The organism is Nocardia sp. NPDC056564 (genome assembly GCF_042793755.1).
In the GTDB taxonomy this organism is placed as follows: Bacteria; Actinomycetota; Actinomycetes; order Mycobacteriales; family Mycobacteriaceae; genus Nocardia.
This window is the reverse complement of the sequence record NZ_JBHTUR010000018.1, coordinates 70075-87152: the sequence shown is the minus strand read 5'-3', so window position 1 is coordinate 87152 and position 17078 is coordinate 70075. Positions and strand designations below refer to the sequence as shown.

General features: G+C 69.0%; 18 protein-coding genes and 1 tRNA gene. 9 read left to right on the top strand and 10 right to left on the bottom strand.

The window, feature by feature from the left end:
* Nucleotides 1–76: 76 nt before the first annotated feature.
* The 3 genes from ACFQ9K_RS34005 to ACFQ9K_RS33995 form a co-directional block, all read right to left on the bottom strand.
* Nucleotides 77–150: transfer RNA gene (locus ACFQ9K_RS34005), tRNA-Pro, on the bottom strand.
* Nucleotides 151–234: 84 nt separating this feature from the next.
* A complete protein-coding gene (locus tag ACFQ9K_RS34000; RefSeq protein WP_378726070.1) occupies nucleotides 235–1935 on the bottom strand; it encodes a hypothetical protein in 1701 nt (566 codons plus the stop codon).
* A gap of 38 nt (nucleotides 1936–1973) precedes the next feature.
* Nucleotides 1974–2936, bottom strand: coding sequence for a metallophosphoesterase (locus ACFQ9K_RS33995; RefSeq protein ID WP_378726068.1), 963 nt, complete (start codon nucleotides 2934–2936; stop codon nucleotides 1974–1976).
* Between the two features lie 158 nt (nucleotides 2937–3094).
* Between ACFQ9K_RS33995 and ACFQ9K_RS33990 the strand changes: the two genes are divergently transcribed.
* A complete protein-coding gene (locus ACFQ9K_RS33990) occupies nucleotides 3095–3559 on the top strand; it encodes a GatB/YqeY domain-containing protein (protein ID WP_378726066.1) in 465 nt (154 codons plus the stop codon).
* 76 nt (nucleotides 3560–3635) lie between these two features.
* On the opposite strand, the gene ACFQ9K_RS33985 is transcribed toward ACFQ9K_RS33990, so the two are convergent.
* Nucleotides 3636–5936, bottom strand: coding sequence for a penicillin-binding protein (locus ACFQ9K_RS33985; protein ID WP_378726074.1), 2301 nt, complete (start codon nucleotides 5934–5936; stop codon nucleotides 3636–3638).
* Between the two features lie 431 nt (nucleotides 5937–6367).
* On the opposite strand from ACFQ9K_RS33985, the gene ACFQ9K_RS33980 reads away from it, so the two are divergent.
* Nucleotides 6368–6691: a WhiB family transcriptional regulator gene (locus ACFQ9K_RS33980; RefSeq protein ID WP_014981178.1), complete on the top strand. Its 324-nt coding sequence runs from the start codon at nucleotides 6368–6370 to the stop codon at nucleotides 6689–6691.
* Nucleotides 6692–6788: 97 nt separating this feature from the next.
* On the opposite strand, the gene ACFQ9K_RS33975 is transcribed toward ACFQ9K_RS33980, so the two are convergent.
* Nucleotides 6789–7934 carry an ArsA family ATPase gene (locus ACFQ9K_RS33975; protein WP_378726063.1) on the bottom strand — a complete coding sequence of 382 codons (1146 nt, stop codon included), beginning with the start codon at nucleotides 7932–7934 and terminating at the stop codon, nucleotides 6789–6791.
* Nucleotides 7934–8953 carry an ArsA-related P-loop ATPase gene (locus ACFQ9K_RS33970; protein ID WP_378726072.1) on the bottom strand — a complete coding sequence of 340 codons (1020 nt, stop codon included), beginning with the start codon at nucleotides 8951–8953 and terminating at the stop codon, nucleotides 7934–7936. Before ACFQ9K_RS33970 ends, ACFQ9K_RS33975 begins: the two co-directional genes overlap by 1 nt.
* 358 nt (nucleotides 8954–9311) lie before the next feature.
* On the opposite strand from ACFQ9K_RS33970, the gene ACFQ9K_RS33965 reads away from it, so the two are divergent.
* From ACFQ9K_RS33965 to ACFQ9K_RS33955, 3 genes are read left to right on the top strand one after another with little or no spacing between them, the layout of a single operon-like run.
* On the top strand, nucleotides 9312–9473 hold the full coding sequence (locus ACFQ9K_RS33965) for a DUF4177 domain-containing protein (RefSeq protein ID WP_150400783.1): 162 nt from the start codon (nucleotides 9312–9314) through the stop codon (nucleotides 9471–9473).
* A gap of 12 nt (nucleotides 9474–9485) precedes the next feature.
* Entirely contained in the window at nucleotides 9486–9953 is a 468-nt protein-coding gene (locus ACFQ9K_RS33960) for a RidA family protein (RefSeq protein WP_378726626.1), read from the top strand.
* Between the two features lie 46 nt (nucleotides 9954–9999).
* Nucleotides 10000–10791 carry an MBL fold metallo-hydrolase gene (locus ACFQ9K_RS33955; protein WP_378726628.1) on the top strand — a complete coding sequence of 264 codons (792 nt, stop codon included), beginning with the start codon at nucleotides 10000–10002 and terminating at the stop codon, nucleotides 10789–10791.
* 83 nt (nucleotides 10792–10874) lie between these two features.
* Here ACFQ9K_RS33955 and ACFQ9K_RS33950 read toward each other — a convergent pair whose 3' ends face one another.
* Both ACFQ9K_RS33950 and ACFQ9K_RS33945 read right to left on the bottom strand, forming a co-directional pair.
* Nucleotides 10875–11549: a Crp/Fnr family transcriptional regulator gene (locus ACFQ9K_RS33950; RefSeq protein WP_011206875.1), complete on the bottom strand. Its 675-nt coding sequence runs from the start codon at nucleotides 11547–11549 to the stop codon at nucleotides 10875–10877.
* Nucleotides 11550–11763: 214 nt separating this feature from the next.
* Nucleotides 11764–11991 carry a hypothetical protein gene (locus tag ACFQ9K_RS33945; RefSeq protein WP_014981184.1) on the bottom strand — a complete coding sequence of 76 codons (228 nt, stop codon included), beginning with the start codon at nucleotides 11989–11991 and terminating at the stop codon, nucleotides 11764–11766.
* A gap of 106 nt (nucleotides 11992–12097) precedes the next feature.
* Between ACFQ9K_RS33945 and nth the strand changes: the two genes are divergently transcribed.
* The 4 genes from nth to ACFQ9K_RS33925 are packed head-to-tail and all read left to right on the top strand — an operon-like array spanning nucleotide 12098 to nucleotide 15463.
* The gene (gene nth, locus ACFQ9K_RS33940) at nucleotides 12098–12931 is read left to right on the top strand and encodes an endonuclease III (protein WP_378726630.1); all 834 of its coding nucleotides are present in this window, start codon (nucleotides 12098–12100) and stop codon (nucleotides 12929–12931) included.
* Entirely contained in the window at nucleotides 12928–13560 is a 633-nt protein-coding gene (locus ACFQ9K_RS33935; RefSeq protein ID WP_378726632.1) for a TlpA family protein disulfide reductase, read from the top strand. Before nth ends, ACFQ9K_RS33935 begins: the two co-directional genes overlap by 4 nt.
* A complete protein-coding gene (locus ACFQ9K_RS33930; protein WP_378726634.1) occupies nucleotides 13557–14273 on the top strand; it encodes an NUDIX hydrolase in 717 nt (238 codons plus the stop codon). Before ACFQ9K_RS33935 ends, ACFQ9K_RS33930 begins: the two co-directional genes overlap by 4 nt.
* On the top strand, nucleotides 14270–15463 hold the full coding sequence (locus ACFQ9K_RS33925; protein ID WP_378726636.1) for a MarP family serine protease: 1194 nt from the start codon (nucleotides 14270–14272) through the stop codon (nucleotides 15461–15463). Before ACFQ9K_RS33930 ends, ACFQ9K_RS33925 begins: the two co-directional genes overlap by 4 nt.
* Nucleotides 15464–15517: 54 nt before the next feature.
* On the opposite strand, the gene ACFQ9K_RS33920 is transcribed toward ACFQ9K_RS33925, so the two are convergent.
* Both ACFQ9K_RS33920 and ACFQ9K_RS33915 read right to left on the bottom strand, forming a co-directional pair.
* A complete protein-coding gene (locus ACFQ9K_RS33920) occupies nucleotides 15518–16453 on the bottom strand; it encodes an alpha/beta fold hydrolase (protein WP_378726683.1) in 936 nt (311 codons plus the stop codon).
* A 46-nt stretch (nucleotides 16454–16499) separates the two neighbouring features.
* Nucleotides 16500–17006: a phage holin family protein gene (locus ACFQ9K_RS33915; protein ID WP_378726681.1), complete on the bottom strand. Its 507-nt coding sequence runs from the start codon at nucleotides 17004–17006 to the stop codon at nucleotides 16500–16502.
* Nucleotides 17007–17078: the final 72 nt, after the last annotated feature.

The following is a 17078-nucleotide window of genomic DNA, read 5'->3' as shown; positions in this document are numbered from 1 at the left end:
ATAGTGAAAGGCTCCGGAAACGGGTCTGCCCCCTGCCGGTGAAGGCAGGGGGCAGACCGTTCGTCTCAACCACGAGTCGGGGTGACAGGATTTGAACCTGCGACCTCTTCGTCCCGAACGAAGCGCGCTACCAAGCTGCGCCACACCCCGTGAATCGAACCTGGACTACCTTACAACAAGGACGGTCCAGACGTTAAACCCACTGCTCAGGAGGGGTATTTCGGGCGCTGGTGGTCAGCCGTCGTGAGGACGGATGCTGGTGAAGATGCGCTTGGCGGTGTCCGCGTCGACGGCGTTGGGGACGCCGGTGTCGGCGGTGATCACCATGACGAAGCTGCCGTTGTCGGTGGGGAAGGCGGCGGTGTAGACGGAGTACGCGGTGGCGCAGCCGGGCTTGGCCTGGGTGACGGTGCCTTTGGTCTCCACGAACATGCCGCGCTGCGTGCCGTCCAGCGATTCGAGCGGGACCGGCGGGGCCGGGCGGGCGTCGGTGGAGGCGGTGTAGGCGAGCTTGGCCGTTCTGGTGCCGAGATCGGTTGCGGCGGTACCGGAATCGGCGTCCTTCGAGCCGGTCAGGAAGGACGCGGTGCGGGTCGAGCCGGGGCAGTAGCCCTTGCCGTCGCTGGCATAACCCTTGCCCGCGACCGCGTTCGGCGGCTCGCCGTACCCGCCGATGGCGGTTTCCGGCGCGATGGTCCAGCCGGGGGGAACGTCGTAGGCCGCGCCGCGGTCGGGCGCGACGACGACCTGATAGCCGGGCACGACCGGCGTCTCGTGGCGGCCCGAACTGCTCGGTGTCGGGGAGGCCGTGCTGGTCTTCGATGGAGTCGGCGCGCCCGCGCTGGTGGTGAGCGCGCTCACCATGGAGGGCGAGTTGCGTTGCGAGTCGGCGTTGTTGGAGCCGCGCTTGGCCAGCGTCACCGCGGTGATGGCGCCGCCCGCGACCAGCAGCACCACGAGCCCGATCAGCAGCGCCGCTTTTCCGCGCCCACTGGGCGGTGGGCCGCCCGCGCTGTGCCCGGGTGGCATCTGGTGCGGCGGCGACCCGCCGAACCCGCTCTGGGGCGCGTACGCACCGCCTACGGGCTGTCCGTACACCGGCGGCGCGGAATAGGCGGGCGCCGACTGCCACTGGGGCGCGGGGTCGGGCTGGCCTAGTCGGGTGGCGTTGGGATAGCCGAGCATGGTCGGCGCCGCTTCGGCGGGCGTGCTCGGACCCGGCTCCGGTGTGCCGAGGCTCGGCTGCCAGAGGCCGGCGGGCTCGCTGCGGGCCTGCGGCTGGGCCAGCAGAGTCGGGTCGGCCTGCCCCGCGGGCGGCTGCCACTGCTGCGCGTGGCCGCCGGATACCGGCTGCGCCAGCAGGGTCGGGTCGGCGCGGCCCGCCGCCGGAGCTTGCCACTGCTGCGACTGCCCACCGGAAACGGGCTGGGCCAGGAGGGTCGGATCGGCTTGTCCGGGCGCCTGCCACTGCGGCGCCTGGGGCTGCGCCAGCAGAGTTGGGTCCGCTTGTCCGGGTGCCTGCCACTGCGCGGCTTGCGGTTGCGCCATCAGGGTGGAGTCGGCTTGCCCGGGCGCCTGCCGCTGCTGACCGCCGGGCGGTCGCTGCTGCGGCGTGGCACCGCCCGGCTGCCACTGCGAGTTGGCCGCGGGGGCACCGGGACTCGGCTGCCACTGGTAGTTCGGCGGCGCGGGTGCGGCCGACCCACCCGGCTGCCACTGCGCGGCCGGATCAGGCTGCGGCGGCCATTGCACCTGCTCGTGGAACCCCGAATCGCGCTTCCACGGCCGGGCAGGGGCCGGCTGCTCAGCGGTCTCGGCCTCCGACCCGGCCGGGTCGAACTGGTCTGCGCCGTATGACGGTTGCTGATATGGGTGCGCCGCGCCGGGCTGGCCCAGAACGGTCGGGTCGTTGCGCCGGTCGTCGAATCCACTCACAGTTGTCCCCTGCCTGACACACGTCTCGGCACGCGACCTTAGCGGGCGACGGCCTCCGAGGTGGACACGCCCTGGCCGCTGTTCGCGGCCGGGCGCTTCGGCGGCGCGGCGACCAGCGTCAACAGGGTCGCCTCCGGCCGGCAGCAGAAGCGGTACGGCGCCCACGGCGAGGTGCCGACACCCGCGGAGACGTGCAGCTGGGTGTGCTCGCCCCACTTGGACGCGCCCTTGACCCTGGACCGGTCGATGCCGCAGTTGGTGACCAGCGCGCCGTATCCGGGCAGGCACAGCTGACCGCCGTGCGTGTGCCCGGCCATGACCAGGTCGTAGCCGTCCTCGGCGAAGCGGTCGAGCACCCGCGGCTCGGGCGAGTGGGTCAGGCCGATCCGTAAGTCGGCCAACGGGTTCGGCGTGCCGGCCACGGTGTCGTAGCGATCGCGGTGCAGGTGCGGGTCGTCGACGCCGGCGGTGGCGATCCGGATGCCGGAGACCTCCAGGTCCCGGCGGATGTGGGTCAGGTCGAGCCAGCCGCGCTCGGTGAAGGCCGCGCGCAGGTCCTTCCACGGCAGCGGCGCGCCGTAGACCCGGCGGTGATCCTTCTTGAAGTACTTCATCGGGTTCTTCGGCACCGGCGCGAAGTAGTCGTTGCTCCCGAAAACGAAAAGCCCCGGGCGGGAAAGCAATCCGCCGAGGGCCTGGACTACCGCGGGTACCGACTTCTGGTGCGAGAGGTTGTCGCCGGTGTTGATCACCAGGTCCGGCTCCAGCCGGTCCAGCTCCCGCAGCCACTGCTGCTTGCGTTGCTGGCCCGGGGTCATGTGCAGATCGCTGATGTGTAGCACCCGCAGTGACGACGAGCCCGGCGCGAGGACCGGCATCGTGGCCTCCCGCAGAACGAAGGCGTTGCGTTCGACCAGCGAGGCGTAGCCGATTCCGGCCACGGCCGCCCCGGCGGCTCCCAACGCGGTCGTGCGGACAGCAGAGGTCGAGATTACGGGCATTTGCCCAGCATAGGTGACCCCGTTGCGGAACGCCGAGTGTGTTTACGCACAACCGCTTGCATTCTCGTCGAGGACCGCCCCGGAAAACCGGGCAGGGATCAGCCGCAGCAGCGCAAATGTGGTGGGCGGGTCGCCGGGGACCGGCTACCGTGAGCCTCATGTCGGAACTCAAAGCGCAACTGCGGACGGACATGACCGCCGCGATGAAAGCCAAGGACACGTTGCGTCTCGCCACGCTGCGGATGCTGCTCGCCGCCATTCAGACGGCCGAGACCGCAGGTTCCGAGGCGCGCGAACTCACCGATGCCGACGTGATCGCCGTGCTGCAGAAAGAGGCGAAGAAGCGCAGCGAGTCGGCCGAGATCTACACCCAGAACGGGCGCGGAGAACTGGCCGCCAACGAGCACGCCGAGGCGCGGATCATCGACGAATACCTGCCGACCCAGCTCAGCGAGGCGGAGGTCGCCGATGTCGCGGACACCGCGATCGCGCAGGTCGCCGAGGAACTCGGCGAGCGGCCGGGCATGCGGCAGATGGGTCAGGTCATGAAGGTCGCGACCGCGCTGGCCGAGGGCAAGGCCGACGGCTCGCGCCTGTCCGCCGCGGTGAAGGCCCGGCTCTGACGCACCCGCCGGGGTAGCCGCGTCCACCCCCCAACGCGAAAGGCCCGCGAACCGGATTGGTTCGCGGGCCTTTTCGTCAGCGTGGGATCGGGATGGGAATCGGGATGGGCGGCAACAGCGGTGGCGGCGGTGGCAGCCCCGGAATTCCCGGTGGTCCCGGCGGCGGGCCCGGCGGCGGCGCGGCGCGCTGGGTGCCGTCACTGATGTAGAGCGTGATCACCGAGCCGGGGATCGCCGATCCGTTCGGCGAGGTGCCCATCACGGTGCCCTTGGCCTGCGCGCCGGGGCCGGTCACCGGCGTCACCTGGAAGCCGGCGGCGACCAGCGCGGCGGTCGCCTGCCCCTGGGTCTGCCCGGTCACGTCCGGTACCTGTGCGTTGTTCGACCCGCGGACGTACTTGTCGTCCAGCGGCGGCAGGGCCGGCGGCGGGAACCGGTTGAGCACCGGCTTGATCGAGTTGAACCACGTGCGCGCGGGCTCGTTACCGCCGAACAGGTTTCCGTCGCCGCAGTTGCGCAGCGGGAACGAGCAGATCTCGCCGGGCGTCGGGCTGTCGCCGTAGACGTAGGTGGCGGCGGCCAGCGAGTTGGTGAAGCCGACGAAGGCCGAGGAGCGGTGGCTCTCGGTGGTGCCGGTCTTGCCGGACAGCGGTGCGTTCCAGCCCGCGGACTGGGCGGCGCCCGCCGCGGTACCGCTGACGTCGTCCTTGCTCATCGCGTTGGCCAGGGTGTTGGCCAGGCCGGGCTCGATGACCTGCTCGCAGGCCTGCTGGGTGAGCGGCACCTGCTTGCCCGATCGGTCGACGACCTCCTTGATCGGGTTCGGCGGGCACCACTTGCCGCCGGAGCCGAGGGTCGCGGCGACATTGGACAGCTCGAGCGGGTTGATCGCGACCGGGCCGAGGGTGAACGAACCGAGGTTCTGTTCCTTCATCATGTCGGCGAGGCTCTGGTTGCCGTGGCCCGAGCTGCCGGGCTCGGTGTAGGAGCGCATGCCGAGCCGGACCGCCATGTCGACGGTCGGCGTGACGCCGACGGCCTGGATGAGCTTGACGAACGCGGTGTTCGGCGAGGTGGCGAGCGCCTCGGTCACCGACATCGGCGACTTGTACTTGCCCGCGTTCTCCACGCAGTAGGTGGCGGCCGGGCAGCCGCGCGCACCACCGTTACCCATGCCCTTGGCCTCGAACCGGGTCGGCACGTCGAGCTGGGCGTTGATGCCGAGGCCCTTCTCCATGGCCGCGGCGGTGGTGAAGATCTTGAAGATCGAGCCCGCGCCGTCGCCCACCATCGAATAGGGCTGTGGCTGCACGGTTTCGTTCGCGTCGCGGTTCAGGCCGTAGGTGCGGCTGCTGGCCATGGCGAGCAGCGGATGCGAATCCTGGCCCGGCGCGACGACGGACATGACCTGCGCGATGTTGTCCAGGTTCGGGTTGGCCGCGTCGGTCACCGACCGCTTCACCGAGTCTTGGACGGCCGGATCGAGCGTGGTCTTGATCAGGTAGCCGCCCTTGTCGATCTGCTCGCGGCTGATGCCTGCGTTGGCCAGGTACTGGATGGCGTAGTCGCAGAAGAAGCCGCGGTCGTTGGCGGCGATGCAGCCGCGCGGCAGGCCCTTCGGCTCCGGCAGCACGCCCAGCGGCTTGGTCTTGGCCTCGCGGAACTCGTCGGCCCGGCTGGGAATGTTCTGGATCATCGTGTCCAGCACGGTGTTGCGCCGGGCCAGCACGCCCTCGGAGTTGCTGTACGGGTTCAGCTTCGACGAGCTCTGCACCATGCCGGCCAGCATCGCGGCCTGCGACACGTTCAGCTCGGAGGCGTCCACGCCGAAGTAGGTCTGCGCCGCGTCCTGGATGCCGTAGGAGGAGTTACCGAACGGGACCAGGTTCAGGTACCTGGTGAGGATCTCGTCCTTGGTCAGCTCCCGGTCCAGGGTGAGCGCCATCCGGATCTCACGGATCTTGCGGGCGGGGGTGGTCTCGATGGCGGCGCGGCGTTCGGCGTCGGTCTTGGCCACGACGAGCAGCTGGAAGTTCTTCACGTACTGCTGGTCGAGCGTCGACGCGCCCTGCTGGACCTCGCCGCTGCTGGTATTGGTCAGGAACGCGCGCAGCGTGCCCTGCCAGTCGACGCCCTCGTGCTCGGCGAAGCGCCGGTCCTCGATGGAGACGATGGCCAGCTTCATGTCGTTGGAGATCTTGTCGCTGGGAACCTCGAAGCGCCGTTGCTCGTAGAGCCAGGCGATCGGTGTCCCACTCGCGTCGACCATGGTCGAGACGGCGGGCGCGGTGCCCTCCACCAGTTCCGAGGACACGTTGTCGACGGCGTCGGCGGCTCGGTTCGAGACGAATCCGAAGCCACCTGCGAGCGGGAACATCAACCCGGCGACGAGCACGGCGGCCAGCGCGCAGCTGCCGGCCAGCCTCGCGAGCGTTTGTGTGATCGGCACGATCCCCAGCCTACGGGGTGGGGTTCGAACCCTCTTCCGTGCGTTTACCGGAAGGCGATTCGCATGGGCGATTGGGCGTGTCGCGAGGGCGAGTCTGGCGTGTCGCGGGACGGCGCGCCGCGAATATGCCGGACCTGCCGCCGCTCGCGGCATTTTGCAGGGACGGACGTACCAAAAATTCCGGGGGCGGTCTTGCGCTGGAGCCCAACCTTTACCTAGATTGAGAACCCAGTGTGATAGAGCTAACACTCAAAGTGGAATGTGGTGCAGAGCGCAGCGGGGTTTGGGTTGCTGCGACGCTGACACGCGATTCTGGAGCGCCGTTGACCCGGTGTTCGGACTGCAAAGGGGCACACCAAATGCACATGACAACCCCCATCGCTCGATTGGACGTGGAGCAGGCCGAAGCAAGGATTGCCTGGGTAGCCCAGGCCCGATGCAAGGAAGTGGATCCCGATCAGTTGTTCGTTCGCGGGGCTGCACAGCGCAAAGCCGCGACGATCTGCAGGCACTGCCCGGTGCTCATGCAGTGTGGTGCCGACGCGCTCGACAATCGAGTGGAGTTCGGTGTGTGGGGCGGTATGACCGAGCGGCAGCGTCGGGCGCTGCTCAAGCAGCATCCCGAGGTGACCTCCTGGGCCGATTTCTTCCAGGCCCAGCGCCAGCATCAGGTGGCAATGTAGCCACCGCGAACATTCGGAACTGAGCCTGCGAAAGCGGGCTCAGTCCCGTTTGGGGGCAATTACTTCCGTTTGGATCAATAGCGGATGCGTCTATGTATCAAGCCGAGTCGCGCTGTCCGGTGAGCTGGTCACCGACGGCGCGTAGGGCGTCCAGATCCGACACCTCGAACGGCAACGCGGTCACCGCCACGATCGGTACCCGCGGATGCGCGCCGGTAAACCGGTGCAGCAGATGCTGTTCGCGCTTGTCCGTGGCGACCCGTCTGGCGTGAATGCGCAACACGGCCGAGGTGAGCGGGTCGCTCTCGGCCAGTTGCTCGGCGGCGGTGAGCGCGTGATCGCGGGACAGCGAACTCAGCGCCGGATGCGTGCGATTGAGGATCAGGCCGGCCAGCGGCATGCGCTCGGTGGACAGGCGATCGACGAAGAACGACGCCTCGCGCAACGCGTCCGGCTCGGCCGCGGCCACCACCAGGAAGTGGGTGCCCGGCTTGGACAGCATCGCGTAGGTGCGATCCGCCCGATCCTGGAAGCCGCCGAACAGCGAGTCCAGCGACTGCAGGAAGTTCGACGCGTCCTTGAGCATCTGCCCGCCGACGATGGTGGACACCCCGCGCACCGCCAGGCTCATCGCGCCGGTGACCAACCGGGTGACGCCGCGGCCCGGCGCCATGATGACCCGGATCATCCTGCCGTTCAGGAAGTTACCCAGCCGCTTCGGCGCGTCGAGGAAGTCCAGCGCGTTGCGCGACGGAGGAGTGTCGACCACGATCAGGTCCCACTCCTTGCGCCCGGCCAGCTGGCCGAGCTTCTCCATCGCCATGTACTCCTGCGTCCCGCCGAACGACGAGGCCACGGTCTGATAGAAGGGATTGGCGAAGATCTGCTCGGCCTTGTCCGGGCTGGTGTGCTCGAGCACCATGTCGTCGAAGGTGCGCCGCATGTTCAGCATCATCGCGTGCAACTCGCCCTTGGCTTCCGGACCGAGCGGCACCCGCTGCGGGGTGTTGCCGAGGTCGGCCACGCCGAGTGACTGAGCCAGTCGGCGCGCCGGATCGATGGTGAGCACGACCACCTTGCGGCCCTGCTCCGCCGCGCGCAGTGCGATCGCGGCCGCGGTGGTCGTCTTCCCCACCCCGCCGGAACCGCAGCACACCACCACCCGCGCGGTCCGGTCCTTGATGATGTCCGAAACATCAAGCGACGCAGCGGTGTTGCTGGTTCGCTCGGCGCGCTCGCTCACTATCGGACCCCTTGTTTACTGAGATGTTCGGCCAATTCGTACAGGCCACCGAGGTCCATGCCGTCCGGCAGGGCGGGCAGGTACATGCGCGACACGTCGACCTTGCCGAGCTCGGCCGCGCTGTCGTCCTGTGCCTGCAAAGTCGCCGCGTGCTCGATGGTTTCGGTGATCAGCCCCTGGAAGTCCTTGTCCGCCACAGTGATCCCCGCCGTGGCCAAGCCCGCGCGGACGGCGTCGGTGTCGACCTCGCCCCGCGCCGCCGCGGCCCGCAACTCCGACGGCAGCTGACCCTCGGTGGCGCGATTCACGATCACCGTGCCGATCCGCAGATCCGCCGCCGTCAATTCCGCGACGGCGTCGGCGGTTTCCTGCACCGGCAGCGCCTCGAGCAGCGTGACCAGGTGGATCATCGTCTGATCCGAGTGCAGCAGCTTGGACACGCCCTCGGCCTGCGAGGCGATCGGCCCGCCCTTGGCCACCTCCAGCATGGCCTTGGTGACGTCGAGGAAGCCGGCGATCCGCCCGGTCGGCGGGGCGTCCACCACGATCTCGTCGTAGACCCGCTTACCGGCCTTGTCCACCCGGACCGCGCACTCCTTGATCTTGCCGGTCAGGATGACGTCCCGCAGACCCGGCGCGATCGTGGTGACGAACTCGATGGCGCCCATCCGGCGCATCGCGCGGCCGGCGAAGCCGAGGTTGTAGAACATGTCCAGGTATTCGAGGAACGCGTGCTCGATGTCGAGCGCCAGCGCGACCACCTCGCCGCCACCGTCGGCGGTGGCGATCCTGGTCTCGGTGGGCGGCAGCGGCGGCAGATCGAACAGCTGCGCGATCGACTGCCTGCTCTCCACCTCCACCAACAGCACCCGGCGCCCACCCGCGGCCAACGCCAGCGCGAGCGCCGCGGCCACCGTGGATTTGCCGGTGCCGCCCTTGCCCGAGACATAGTGCAGGCGGGCCTGCTCCGCGCGCTTCGGCCACCCTGTTTCCAGTCCCGGCTCGGCCGAAAGAGGCACTGCTGTTGGTACTCCCACGCTCGCGAGCCTATAACCCGTTCTGAGATCGCGCCCGAGGGATCCGTCTAGTGCCTGGTCCAGCGCGTGTGTCTGTACCAGACAGCACCCCCGTTGCGCCCTGGGCAACGCAATGTAGTCACCTGTGCCGCCACCGAATTCGCGACCGGACCCCTCAGCAGACCGTCGGTTTCGAGCGAAGCGAGACCGAGCATTGTTGTTCGCGGCCCGTCTCGCGTCCGAGTGGCCGAAGCGCATGCGCCGCAGGCGCCAGTCCCGGCCGCTCGGACGCGAGACACCCCGGGGCCGCGAACACGCAGCGCCGCAGGCGCTGCAAATTAGACAGAGCTACGCTCACCCCATGAGTGAAGCGACCGTATGGGAGTACGCGACCGTGCCGCTGTTGACGCACGCGACCAAGCAGATTCTCGATCAGTGGGGCGCCGACGGCTGGGAGTTGGTCTCGGTGCTGCCCGGGCCGACCGGCGAGCAGCACGTCGCCTACCTCAAGCGCCCGAAGTAAAGGAGAAGGGGAATGACCGCAGTGACTGAGTGGGAGAGCAATCTCGCGAAGCTCGGGGTGACCCTGCCTCCGGTCGTGGCGCCCGTCGCCGCCTACATCCCGGCGATCCGCACCGGTTCGCTGGTCTATACCTCCGGCCAGCTGCCGATGGCCGACGGTCAGCTGACCGTGGCAGGCAAGGTGGGCGCCGAGGTGAGCACCGAGCAGGCGAAGGAAGCCGCGCAGTTGTGCGCGCTCAACGCGCTGGCCGCGGTGCACGATCTGGTCGGGCTCGACGCGGTGGTGCGCGTGGTGAAGGTGGTCGGATTCGTCGCCTCCGCGCCGGGATACAACGACCAGCCGATCGTGATCAACGGCGCGTCGGAGTTCCTCGGCGAGGTCTTCGGCGACGCGGGCGTGCACGCGCGTTCCGCGGTGGGTGTGTCGGAATTGCCGAAGAACACCCCCGTCGAAGTAGAGATCATCGTCGAGGTGCGCTAAACAAAGTTAAGTCCCGGACTGGGATTCGATCGACTGGGGTACATCGATGACGCTGACTCATCCCGCGTACGGACAACTACGGCAGGTCACCCCGACGGCGGCGGTGCTGCTGGCGGACAACCCGGGCCAGATGACGCTGCAGGGAACCAACACCTGGATCCTGCGCGCGCCGGGCCGCTCGGATTGTGTGGTGGTCGATCCCGGTCCGAAGGACAAGGCGCACGGCGCCAAGATCGCCGAGGCCACCGGGGGCGAGATCGCGCTCACGCTGATCACCCACCGGCACCACGATCACACCGGCGGCATCGACCACCTGGTGAAGCTGACCGGAACCGCGGTGCGCGCCAAGGACCCCGAGTTCCTGCGCGGTTCGACCGAGCCGCTGGTCGACGGCGAGGTGATCGAGGTGGCCGGCCTGCGCATCACCGTGGTCGCCACGCCGGGCCACACCGGTGACTCGACGAGCTTCCTGCTCGACGACGCGGTGCTGACCGGCGACACGATCCTCGGCAGCGGCACCACCGTGCTCGATTCGAGCGACGGCACCCTCGCCGACTACCTCGCCTCGCTGGACCGGCTGGTCGCGATCGGGGCGGGCAAGGCGCTGTTGCCCGCGCACGGCCCGGATCATCCCGACCTGGAACCGGTGGCGCGGTACTACATCACGCATCGGCAGGAACGTCTCGATCAGGTGCGCGAGGCGCTGCGGGTGCTCGGCCCGAACGCGGGCGCGATGGCGGTGGTCCGGCGGGTCTACGCCGATGTGGACAAGCGGCTGTGGCTGGCCGCGCGCAGCTCGGTGCAGGCGCAGCTGGAATACCTGCGCGCCGAAGGCTGATCCGGATCTGCTCCGGACACGACAACACGCTGGGCTCTAGGAGCTAGGAACCCAGCGTGTTGTTCGGTCTGTTCGGTTGACGCTCAGCGCGCGCGACGGGCCAGGCGCTCGGAGTCGGAGATGAGCACGCTCTTGCCCTCCAGCCGCAGCCAACCGCGGTGCGCGAAGTCGGCCAGCGCCTTGTTCACGGTCTCGCGGGAGGCGCCGACCAGCTGGGCGATCTCCTCCTGGGTCAGGTCGTGGGTGACCCGCAGCGCACCGGCCTCCTGGGTGCCGAACCGCTGTGCGAGCTGCAGCAGCGCCTTGGCGACCCGGCCGGGGACGTCGGTGAAGATGAGGTCGGCCAGGTTGTTGTTGGTGCGACGCAGACGACGCGCGAGCACGCGGAGCAACTGCTCGGCGATCTCGGGCCGCTGGTCGATCCACGACTTCAGGGCGTCCCGGTCCATGGTGACGGCGCGAACCTCGGTCACGGTGGTCGCGGTGGAGGTCCGCGGTCCGGGATCGAAGATCGACAGCTCGCCGAACATGTCCGACGGGCCCATGATGGTCAACAGGTTCTCCCGGCCGTCCGGTGATCTGCGCCCGATCTTCACCTTGCCCGAGGTGATGATGTAGAGCCGATCTCCCGGCTCACCCTCGTTGAAGATGACATGGCCGCGCGGGAAATCCACCGGCTGCAATTGCTTGGCGAGGGCGGCCACCGCAGTGGGCTCGACGCCCTGGAAGATGCCTGCTCTGGCGAGGGCCTCGTCCACTTATGTGCTCCTTATGGGAAATGGCTCTGTACTGGACCGAAAGCGACTCGGCCAACAGCGCAGTCTACGCGGCATGATGACAGCGTAGTGACAGACACCACGTAACGTGTGGATTGCGTGGCGCAGCGAAGAACCGTACCAGTTTCCGATCTCGGCATTCGCGGGCACCGGTGTGGTTACCCCAGCTCTAGCCGCCAGGTCTGTCGGTCACGCGTCAGCTTGCCCGTGCCACATCCAGCTCTTCGCCGCGGGCGCGGCGTTTACGCATCCGGGCAACGGCCGCTGGCAGGCCGAGCCTCGTCAGCTCTTTCACTTCTGCGTTGCTTGCTTTGTCCAGGTACTGCTGAACCTCTTCGTCGGGTTCGAGAAGTTTGCGGAGCCGGTTCTCGACCCGCTCCATACCCAGTGCGAACAGCATCAACAGCACTGGGAAGAGCACCACAGCGAGTCCTTGCATACGGAGGAGTAAACACGGTCTAGGTCTCAGATGGAACACGGCAACCGAACTGGACGGGCAACGTTCGCCGATGGTTCCGTATGGTGGACGGGTGCGTGTCACCCCCTCCACAGCCGCCGGGAACGGGCGTGCGTCCGCCCCCGAGGCGACCGATGCGCAACCAGCTCCGGTCGCCGCTCCGAAACGGAAATCCCGCGCGCGACAGGCGGAAACTCAACTAGGACTTGTGCGCCGAGCCCGCCGGATGAATCGCGTTTTGGCCGAGGCTTTCCCGGACGCGCATTGTGAGCTGGACTTCACCACGCCGCTCGAATTGGCGGTCGCGACAATACTTTCCGCGCAGTCCACGGATGTGCGGGTGAATCTCACCACGCCCGCCCTGTTCGCCAAGTACCCCGACGCCCGCGCCTACGCCGAGGCGAACCGCGCCGAGCTGGAGGAATACATCCGCTCGACCGGCTTCTTCCGGAACAAGGCCAGCGCGCTGATCGGCCTCGGGCAGGCGCTGCTCGAACACCATGACGGTGAATTGCCTCACACCATGGACGAACTCGTGCGATTGCCCGGGATCGGCCGCAAGACCGCCAACGTCATTCTCGGCAACGCGTTCGGCGTGCCCGGCATCACCGTGGACACGCATTTCGGCAGGCTGGTCCGGCGCTGGAACTGGACCACCGAGGAAGACCCGGTGAAGGTCGAGCACATCGTCGGCGAGCTGATCGAGCGCAAAGACTGGACGATGCTCTCGCACCGGGTGATCTTCCACGGCCGGCGGGTGTGTCACGCCCGCAAGCCGGCCTGCGGGGTCTGCGTGCTGGCCAAGGACTGCCCGTCGTTCGGCGCCGGTCCCACCGACCCGGACGCCGCCGCCGAGCTGGTGAAGGGTCCGGAGCGGGCGCATCTGCTCGAGCTGGTGGGCCGGTGAGACAACTCCCGGTCGCCTGGCGATGGGCGCTGGCGGGATTGATCGCTGTGGTCGCGCTGGCGGCCGCCCTGTGGCCGCGCGGCCGCGACACCGCCGCGGACAACCGGCAGGAGGCGCGCGCGAGCGCCGGGGTATCCGAGCAGCAACGCGCCGCCGCGGACCTCGCGGCCTGCCCCCGGCCCGCCGCGGGCACCGCCGGGTCGGGTCCGCTGGCCGGCGTGACGCTCGAATGCCTGGCCGACGGCCGGTCCGTCGACCTGGCCGCCGCGCTCGCGGGCAAGCCGGCGCTGCTGAACCTCTGGGCCTACTGGTGCGGGCCGTGTGCGCAAGAATTGCCGTATTTGCAGCAGTTCGCCCAGCGCGCCGGAAACGCGATTACCGTGCTGACCGTGCACAGCGACCCCGATGCGGCCAAGGCGATTTCACGGCTGAGTGGACTGAACGTGAAACTGCCCGGCGTGCTCGACGCCGACGCGCGCGTGCGCTCGGCCGTCGGCGCCCCCGCCGTGCTGCCGATCTCGGTGCTGCTGCGCGCGGACGGTTCGGTCGCGCGGGTCGAGGTGCGCGCGTTCACCGGGGTGGACGACATCGCGAACGCGGTCAACCAGGAGCTCGGGGTGGCCGCATGAGCATCCCGGCGCCGCGAGACATTCCGAAATGGCTGAGCAAGGCCACCGAGCCCGCATCGGACGCCTCGGACACGCTCACCCTGGCCCGCACCCTGCGTCGCGCCATGTCGATAACGTCGACACCGCGGCAGGCGGCGGTGCTGGTGCTGTTCGGCGGTTCGCCCGAACCCGATCCGGACGCGCCGGGCGGTCTGCCCGCGGACGCGGAGGTGCTGCTGACCCAGCGCGCCGCCACGCTGCGGCAGCATCGCGGCCAGGTCGCGTTCCCCGGCGGCGAGGTGGACCCCGGTGACAGCGGGCTGATCGACACCGCGCTGCGCGAGGCGTACGAGGAGACCGGGCTGGATCGTTCCGGCGTGGAACCCCTTGCGCTACTGCCGAAATTGTTCGTGCCGCCGTCGCGGTTCGACGTGACCCCGGTGGTCGCCTACTGGCGCACGCCCAGCGCGGTCCGCGTGGTCGACCAGAGCGAGACCGAACGGGTGGTGCGGGTGCCGCTGGCCGACCTGCTCGATCCGGCGAACCGCTTCCTGGTTCGCAGCGGTCTCGGCTACCAGAGCCCCGCCTTCCAGGTGGACGGCATGCTGGTCTGGGGCCTCACCGGCGGCATTCTCGCCGGAATCTTCAAAGCCGCGGACTGGGAACAGGATTGGGACCACAGGGACGTGCGTGACCTAGAGGCTGCCCTCGCCGACGTCGGTATGACGTTATGAGCACGTCGGCCTGGCTCGATATCGCGGTGGTGCTGCTCGCGCTGCTGGCCGCCTCCTCGGGGTGGCGGCAGGGCGCGGTCGCGTCCGCCCTGGCGTTCCTCGGCGTGGTGCTCGGCGCCGTCGCCGGCATCCTGATCGCGCCGCACATCCTGATCCATGTCGACGAGGGCCGCGCCCGGGTGCTCACCGGCGTGCTGCTGATCGTGCTGCTGGTGATCATCGGCGAGGTCGCGGGCATGGTGCTCGGCCGGGCCGCGCGCGGCGGCATGCGGCATCCGTTCACCCGCAGCGTGGACAGCGTGGTCGGCGCGGTGCTGCAGGCGGTGGCCGTGCTGGTCACCGCGTGGCTGCTCGCGCTGCCGCTGGCCACCTCGTCGCAGCCGTCGATCGCCACCGCGATCAACGGTTCCCGGGTGCTCACCGACGTCAACGACGTCGCGCCGAACTGGTTGCGCCGCCTGCCCAACGAGTTCTCCAAGCTGCTCAACACCTCCGGCCTGCCGGACGTCATCGGACCGTTCGGCCGCGCCCCGATCGCGGCCGTCGAGCCGCCCGATCCGAGCGTGCTGTCCAGCCCGGTCGCGGCCTCGTTGCAGAGCAGCGTGCTGCGCATCCGCGGCGTCGCGCCGAGTTGCCAGCGCGCGCTGGAGGGTTCGGGTTTCGTCATCGCGCCCGAGCGGATCATGACCAACGCGCACGTGGTGGCCGGCACCACCAGCATCCAGGTGGACACCTCCAGCGGTCCGCTGGACGCGAGCGTGGTGCTGTTCAATCCCTCGATCGACGTCGCGGTGCTGGCGGTGCCGGGGTTGACCGCCGCACCGATCCCGCAGGCGCCCACCGCGGCGCGTTCGGGTGACAGCGCGATCGTGCTCGGCTACCCCGGCGGCGGGCGGTATACCGCCAGCGCGGCCCGCGTCCGGGAAACGCTGGACCTGACCGGTCCGAACATCTATCGCGACGGCACCGTGGAGCGCGAGGTCTACACCGTCCGCGGTGCGGTGCGCGCGGGCAATTCCGGTGGGCCACTGGTGGACACCGAGGGCGAGGTGCTCGGCGTGGTCTTCGGTGCCGCGGTCACCGACGACGACACCGGCTACGTGCTCACCCTCGCCGAAGTCCGCGCCCAGCTCGACGCCGCATCAGCGTCCACGGTCCCGGTCGGCACCGGAGCCTGCGTCCTCAGCTGACTCCCGACCGAAGGCGCCCTTCGCCCGGCCGACGGGTCGAAGGGCGCCTTCGGGCTAGGTCAGGAGTTTGGCCAGCTCGGCGGTGACTATGTGCGGGTTCTCCTGGTGGGCGTAATGCCCGGCGGCGGGGATGGTGGTAAGGCGGCGGTCCGGTGAAAGGTGTTGTCCGCGACGGAACGTGCTGGTGAGGATGTAGGGGTCCAGGTCGCCGCGCATGGCGAGGACGGGGATTCGGATCGGGTCGCGCATGGTCGCCATGAAGCGGCGGCCGTCGGGGCGCCACTGGCTACGGAAGGCCCAGCGTTGATACTCCAGCGCACAGTGGGCGGCGCCGGGGATCTGGATGGCCGAGCGCATGCGGCGCGCGGTGTCGACGAATTCGGTGGTGCCGGACCAGGATCCGCTCACCCGCTGGCGCAGCATTCGTTCGACCTCGAACCCGTCGCCGGTGGTCAGCAGCCGCTCGCCGTAGCGGGGGAGCTGATAGCGCAGGAAGTTGGGCAGCCAGGTCGCGCGCTGCCCACGGTTACGCAGCACCGCGCTCTTGAGCGCCGCCGGATGCGGTGAACTCACCACCGCGATGGACCGGACCAGCCGCGGATGCAGCACCGCGGTCGCCCAGCAGACCAGGCCGCCGTCGGCGTGCCCGACCAGGGTCGCGTCGGTGTAGCCGAGCGCGCGGATGAGCCCGGCGATGTCGCCGGCCAGCGTCCAGCCGTCGTAGCCGCGCGGCGGTTTGTCGCTGTCGCCGTAGCCGCGCAGGTCCACGGCCACCGCGCGGTAGCCGAGATCGGCGAGCCCGGTCAGCTGATGCCGCCAGGACCACCAGAAGTCGGCGAAGCCGTGCAACAGCACGACCAGCGGGGCGTCGGTGCGCTCGGGCGCGGCATCGACGACGTGGAATCGGATGCCGTTGGCATGAACGTCCCGATGCGCCCATGGGCCGTCGAAACGGACGCTGGACGGATCCGGAATATGGTGCGACGACACGCCGATGCAGCCTAGTAGTTCGGGGTATCCGCGCGCGAGCGTGCGGTTACGAAGCGGGTTTTTCCAGCGAGCGGGGCTCGTCGTGAGCGGCCGCGCCGAGTCCGTGCGGCAGCACCGCGCGGGCCTGCTTGAGCGAGTCGATCGTCTTCTCCGGCGCGCGCAGCTTCTTCACCCGCAGATAACCGAGCAAGGCGAGCAACGCGGTCGCGACGATCATCAGCAGGAACACGATCAGGAACGCGGCCCAGCGGGCCAGCCACACGTCCAGCAGTTCGCCGAGGAAGAAGAAAAAGAAGAACGTGCTGAACAGCAGTACGGTCAGCGCGAGGATGAAATAGACGCTGCCCTGCAGCCCCTTCTTGATCTCACCGGTGACCTCCGCCTTGGCCAGCGCGACCTCCGCGCGGACCAGTGTGGACATCTGTTCGGTGGCGTCGCGCACCAGCGTGCCGAAGCTGGCGCTACCGCTGGGGTTGGCGTCGGACAGGGGAATGGAGGTCACCGTACGACCGCGCTGTGCGTCGTTCCCGTTACCGCCGTTTGTGAAACTCACTTGGTAGACCCTTCTCCCTGTCCAGGCACTGCTTCCACTCCGTTCGATCTGCGGCATTCCCGGGGCCCTCGG

What these genes read in the sequence shown, in the direction of transcription:
- ACFQ9K_RS33995 (WP_378726068.1), bottom strand. Translation starts at nt 2,936, where the DNA reads ATGCCCGTAATCTCGACCTCTGCTGTCCGCACGACCGCGTTGGGAGCC.
- ACFQ9K_RS33990 (WP_378726066.1), top strand. Translation starts at nt 3,095, where the DNA reads ATGTCGGAACTCAAAGCGCAACTGCGGACGGACATGACCGCCGCGATG.
- ACFQ9K_RS33985 (WP_378726074.1), bottom strand. Translation starts at nt 5,936, where the DNA reads ATGTTCCCGCTCGCAGGTGGCTTCGGATTCGTCTCGAACCGAGCCGCC.
- ACFQ9K_RS33980 (WP_014981178.1), top strand. Translation starts at nt 6,368, where the DNA reads ATGCACATGACAACCCCCATCGCTCGATTGGACGTGGAGCAGGCCGAA.
- ACFQ9K_RS33965 (WP_150400783.1), top strand. Translation starts at nt 9,312, where the DNA reads ATGAGTGAAGCGACCGTATGGGAGTACGCGACCGTGCCGCTGTTGACG.
- ACFQ9K_RS33960 (WP_378726626.1), top strand. Translation starts at nt 9,486, where the DNA reads ATGACCGCAGTGACTGAGTGGGAGAGCAATCTCGCGAAGCTCGGGGTG.
- ACFQ9K_RS33955 (WP_378726628.1), top strand. Translation starts at nt 10,000, where the DNA reads ATGACGCTGACTCATCCCGCGTACGGACAACTACGGCAGGTCACCCCG.
- ACFQ9K_RS33930 (WP_378726634.1), top strand. Translation starts at nt 13,557, where the DNA reads ATGAGCATCCCGGCGCCGCGAGACATTCCGAAATGGCTGAGCAAGGCC.
- ACFQ9K_RS33925 (WP_378726636.1), top strand. Translation starts at nt 14,270, where the DNA reads ATGAGCACGTCGGCCTGGCTCGATATCGCGGTGGTGCTGCTCGCGCTG.